General features: G+C 46.0%; 2 protein-coding genes. Both read right to left on the reverse strand.

The window, feature by feature from the left end; genetic code table 11:
- On the reverse strand, positions 1 to 870 hold an 870-nt coding region (locus tag AACQ81_RS03255; RefSeq protein WP_272903146.1), incomplete at its 3' end, for a primase-helicase zinc-binding domain-containing protein.
- Positions 871 to 1219: 349 nt separating this feature from the next.
- On the reverse strand, positions 1220 to 1393 hold the full coding sequence (locus AACQ81_RS03260) for a hypothetical protein (protein WP_237388467.1): 174 nt from the start codon (positions 1391 to 1393) through the stop codon (positions 1220 to 1222).
- Positions 1394 to 1585: the final 192 nt, after the last annotated feature.

Below are 1585 nucleotides of genomic sequence, written 5' to 3' on the forward strand. Positions count from 1 at the left end.
GTTCTTTTTAAGGTTGCCGTCTGCGTCCAATTCACCCTCGGCGTGCCAGTCGTTATCTGCGGCGATAATGATTATCGCGTGAGGCCATTTTTTACGGCACTCGATAGCAACGGGCTTCAAATTCCCTGCATCCATTGCCGCCAGTGTGAGACTATTTTCATTATCGTGGCATTTACTGACCGTAACCGCAGTAGCGAACCCCTCAGCAATAACTATCGATAACGGTCTTTCCTTCATCCCCCAAACCACCGCGAACGAGCCTTTTTTCTTACTCCCGTTCACCAGTTTTTTCTTTTCCGCCCCATTTGGGGGCAATAGCTGCGCACCCGTCATTTCCCCTTTTATGTTGACGAGGGTAACTACACCTTTTCCATCATTGAGAATGGGGAGTTTGTACCCGTATAGCCCCTTGTTATTCATGTAGACCGATTCGCCCAGTTCCGCCGATGCCATCATCCCTAGCACCTTTTTATCAATGGGCACGTTTTCCTGTGCCTTTTCTCTGGCTGGCGGTTGTTCTGGTCGTTCTGATGGCAGGGGAGCGCCGGATAGCACGTCACGTACCATTATCGCTGCATCGGAGGCATCACAGCCGCGAACCTTTTGAACCAATGACAGGCCATCACCTGCGCCGCACTGGTTGCAGTAGTAAGTTCCGCGCCCCTCTTGATTATCGAAGCGGAATCGGTCTTTCCCGCCGCACGCGGGGCATGAGGCGTGTTTGTTAGGGTCGAGAGGAACATTGATAGACAGCGCCTCAAGGACGCCGTGCCAATTATTTTCAGCCTGTTGGGATATTTGTTTGATGGCGTCAATTTTTCTCATTGGTTCACCTCGTTTGCGTTCAGCAGGGCGACCAATGTTGTGCATTCACGAGCGGCGATATTAAGCATACCTGAGACATACGGTCTCAAGTTCTGGTCTTTCATTGTTTCTATGTGGGATAGTGTTTTTACGAGACTTTCAAGACTTTCGGCTATGTCTAATGCGCTGATTTTTGAGCAGTTGATATTTTTTGTATCATAGCTAGCTATAAAATTACTAACATTGAAGGTACACTCCATCATGATGGAATCCTTTTTTATTTTCATTGTGAGTTGCTTGACTGCGCGCTTACCAGAGCATTAGTCAAGAATCTAATTTTGCCTTGTAATCGTTCCAGCGATTACCGGACATCCATTAAAAACCCGATTGGTTGGCGCCGTCGGGTTTTTCATTTCTATGTTTTTCTGTTCTTTTTTTCCTGAGATCTAATATAGCGGCGAATCAACTCGGCTGCTGTTACTAGCTCTCCTGTTTCCATTCTTACTCTTTTGGCTGCTTCCTCAAGAATGCGTTTATCCTCCTCGGTCAGCCTAATAGTCATGGTTGCTGTTTTGTTAGAGTTGGACATAAGAGCACCTAAATGTTTTACATGTGCCCTATGATTCCATGCTGTTTGATGCCAGTCAATAGGCTGGGTTGGATATTCTCTAGCCAGCTATAAATTATTTTTATTCGAAATGGATTGCATTGATTAAGTCATCAATAAGTTCCTACATATTTATTTGGGTCCTTCTCCGTCGAAATCGATAATACGGGCATT

The sequence above is a fragment of the Xenorhabdus sp. Sc-CR9 genome, from assembly GCF_963897815.1.
GTDB lineage: Bacteria > Pseudomonadota > Gammaproteobacteria > Enterobacterales > Enterobacteriaceae > Xenorhabdus.

What these genes read in the sequence shown, in the direction of transcription:
- AACQ81_RS03260 (WP_237388467.1), bottom strand. Translation starts at nt 1,393, where the DNA reads ATGTCCAACTCTAACAAAACAGCAACCATGACTATTAGGCTGACCGAG.